Origin of the sequence: Blautia sp. HCP3S3_D9 (assembly GCF_052063845.1) — a bacterium.
In the GTDB taxonomy this organism is placed as follows: Bacteria; Bacillota; Clostridia; order Lachnospirales; family Lachnospiraceae; genus Blautia_A.
In genome coordinates this window covers 1-3,534 of sequence record NZ_JBQHWS010000213.1, presented here as the reverse complement: position 1 = coordinate 3,534, position 3,534 = coordinate 1, and the positions used below count along the sequence as shown (strand labels likewise).

Sequence of the window (3,534 nt, the reverse complement as noted above, 5' to 3'; positions counted from 1 at the left end):
AGTGGAAGCAGAAAGTATCGCTTATATTGTCTGCAACCATTTTGGTCTGGATACTTCAGAATATTCGTTTACCTATATCGCCAGCTGGTGCGAGAGCAGGGATATGAAGGCACTGAAAGCGTCTATGGATACCATCCGAAAAACATCGGCAGAGATCATTGGGAACATTGAGGAGCAGATGCATGAAATTGAGATGGAAAGACCGATCAGAGAAACATTTCATAGAGAGGATGTCATCTTGTATCTTTCAGGCAGTATGGGTTCGGAATATAGTTATAATCTGGTTGAAAATATGACAGCAGAACAGGTGCAGGAGAATGTAAGGGAATATGTTACTTTACTGGAACAGAAAGAACTTTCAGAGGATGAGAAACCACTGGAAGAATTTTTGGAGGACAGAGGTGCAGCAATCACAGTATTGTATGCAAGTGATGGAGTGGGAGAAAATTATCCGATTCACTTTTTTGATGCAGCGTATGATGCAGATACAGGCAGTGCTTATTTTTCAGAGCTGACACCGAAAGAACAGGCAGAAATGCTGGTGGAAAAAGCAGAATTTCCGAGAACGATTTTTACAGAAGAAGAGAAAGCATTTGTAACGGAATATGCAGAAACCTTTCCTGGACAGGTAGAAAGACTGAATGATCTTGTCTGGGATATGCGGGAATCTTATGAGGAAGCCGGTACAAAATTAGTACATGAAGTGATCCAGGCTGCGAGGGCAAACTTTCCAACCAAAGAACTTTCAGAAGAAAGGGAAAGTACCATGCAGTATGCCCATAGACTGGTTGAAGCTGCAGAAACCGCCAGCCATGAGAATTTTACGGAATCACAAAGAAATCTTATCGTAAATTTTGCTTATAAGATGGATGACCGGGACGAAGTTTTGGGACTGGTAAACCGTATGCTGACAGCGAATCGGGGTGACCGAAGTGAAGTTATGAGAAGTCTTGTGCATGAGACAGAGGCACAGATGGATAACTTTCCAGATGGAAGGATCGGTTTTACAGAAATGCACGAAGCAGGAATCCGACTGGAACACATGTATCCTCTTGAAAAAAGCAGGGCAGTAGAATTGTATCGTGAAGGTGCAGAAGTTTTTATATTACATGGAAATCCAGACAATCCAGAGCAGGCAGGACAGATTCTTGCAGAAACAGAAAATGCGATCCTGGGGCATGACGGTATCTTTGGTATTACGGAAACGGAATGGGAAGTACATAAAGAAAGAGAAGCAGCGATAGCCAGACAGGAAAAACTGGAACAGGATAGTGCAGAAAAGATTGATGAAACCTTACTTCTTCATGGAGAAAGCGGTCGTTTTGCAGTCTATCAGATGGATACGGGTGGAGAGCATACTTATCAGTTTATGGGGGTTGAATCGGCTCAAAAGTTAGGCTATAGCATTGATGGAAAAGACTACAGGATGGTGTATGCGGCTCCATGGACACCAACGGTCACATTAGATGATATTTTTGAGAGATTTAATATCAACCGCCCAAACGATTTTCATGGACATTCCTTATCGGTAAGCGATGTCATAGTTATAAACCGGACGGCGGAAACAAAGGCTTATTATGTGGATTCTTTCGGCTTTGAGGAACTTCCGGACTTTGTACAGCAGAGAATGGAGATACTGGAAAATAATCATACCAGAGCCTATCCCCCAGTCTATAAAGGAACACTTGCTCAGGCAATGGAAGAACGGGATGTAGATGCCTATCTGGATTCCAGAAAGTTAAATATTGATTGTAAGAAAGCAATCGAGGAAGCAATCGCATTAAATTTTGATGGACTGCATTTAAAGGAAGATGCCGCAACACAGGTGCTGGAACAGTTTGGAGAAGAACGTATGACGTTTGTTATGGCAAATACGCTCCGGGAACTTTCTTATGATGGCAGATTTTCCAGACAGAACAAAGACTGGGCAGAGCATATCGAAATCCCGGAAAATATCAATCAGGGAAAGAATCTGAATCAGGATTATGTGATAGAAAGCCACCCGGCGGTGTTAGATGGATTTATTGATATGGCAAGGGCAGAGATCCGTATGCAGAAGATTGAACAGGCATTGGATGAAGCGGAAGTCACCATTACAGAAGATACCAGAGGATTTGAAGCAGATGGACATGCAGGAACCTGGCATACGGTAGATGAAAGAGAGTATGCAGGGGAGAAGTTTTTCTTCATGGAACATGATGAGTATGGCTCAGATGTGGCAGGGATTATCGTATCGGAACATGGTCAGCTTGTAGCCGAAGATCTCTGGAATGGGTATGATGCCGGAGCATTGGAAGCCATTTCAGAGTATCTGCAGGAGAAAGGAATTTCTGTGGAAGAACTTATGCCGGAACTGGAACCGGATGAACTGGCATATAAGATTGACGATAGGTATTTTGCAATCCAGAGAACAGAGGAAGGCTATGATTATACCTTTTATGCTTTGGATTACGATGAGATCGACGGTGGTGCTTATGACAATCCTGATATTTCTATGCGGCAGGCAATGGAAGATATTCTGGAAGATGAAGATATGTCCCTGGAAAATGCAGTTCTCGTTGATTATGAGGATTTGATGGCAGAAGTGGAAGAAGCAGGCGAACGACAGATGCAGCTGGCACAGTTATTAAAGAATTGTCCACCAAGTATTTTCGAGGACTATGACCGGGAAAGAGCAGTGGATACCTGTGAGGGAATTGCAATGCAGTTTACTAAGAGCAAAGGGTATCTGACTGTACAGGCTACAGAAGAAGGTTATTTTTATATTTTTTATGATTCTGACCTGCATGAAATCCATTCCAATGATTATGACGATTCCAAAGTATCTGTTCAGAAAGCTACTTATGAAATCCTGAAAAGTGAAAGAATGGATGATATGGAGTGCGTCAAAGTAGACTATAAAGAATTTGAGGCAATGACCATCCAACATTCAAAGGATTTACTACAGGCAGGTGAGCTTCGTGCGACTTCTGAGATTGGAAGAGATGAGGTTGCATTAAATGGTCTTAGCAGGGCAGAAGTGGAACGGGGTGTCTTGTATCATGCACAGGGGATTCTGGAAGAAATGGGACTGGAAAATGAAGTAGAGCTGCTTGCTGCAAGGGTGCATGGTTCCAGAAGCAGAGAGGAACTTTACAGAAATGATTCTGACCTTGATGTAGTGCTTTCTTATCGTGGCAATATCCGGGAGGATAGTTTCTTTAATGAATTAAATGCTCATGGTATAGCAATGGCAGGTATTAAGGTGGACATCAATCCTATCGCAGAAGAAAGAATTACTCTGGCAGAGTATATGAGGGAGTCCGAAGCCTATCTTGATCAGCAGGAGATCAAAAAGCTGGCAGTGGATTTAGATAATTTCAGCTATGAATATGATCCTTACGAATATAAAGATACCGTTGAGAACAGGGAAGAACAGGTAGAGAAAATCACAGAGGACATTTTGAATCAGAAAACAGGGTGTTTAAAGGACTGGCTGGTTGAAGTATCGGAAGAATCTGATATAGACAGTGATGTGCTAACTGCCCGGTCATT

1 protein-coding gene is annotated in these 3,534 nt (G+C 42.5%); it reads left to right on the top strand.

All coding sequences use genetic code 11. The features are described 5' to 3' along the window. Position 1: 1 nt before the first annotated feature. On the top strand, positions 2-3,534 hold a 3,533-nt coding region (locus ACTNES_RS20035), incomplete at its 3' end, for a DUF3849 domain-containing protein (protein WP_441040493.1).